1 rRNA gene is annotated in these 223 nt (G+C 51.6%); it reads right to left on the minus strand.

What is annotated here, in order from left to right:
- Window positions 1-223, minus strand: a 23S ribosomal RNA gene (locus WFI52_RS14245); the annotation flags it as partial.

Genomic DNA, 223 nt, shown 5'->3' on the forward strand with positions numbered 1-223 from the left:
GAGGGAACCTTTGGGCGCCTCCGTTACTTTTTGGGAGGCAACCGCCCCAGTTAAACTACCCACCAGGCACTGTCCCTGAACCGGATTACGGTTCGAAGTTAGATATCCAGAGTGACCAGAGTGGTATTTCAACAATGACTCCACGGTAACTAGCGTCACCGCTTCACAGTCTCCCACCTATCCTACACAAGCCACACCGAACACCAATACCAAGCTGTAGTAA

This window comes from Microbacterium sp. MMO-20 (genome assembly GCF_037147735.1).
In the GTDB taxonomy this organism is placed as follows: domain Bacteria; phylum Actinomycetota; class Actinomycetes; order Actinomycetales; family Microbacteriaceae; genus Microbacterium.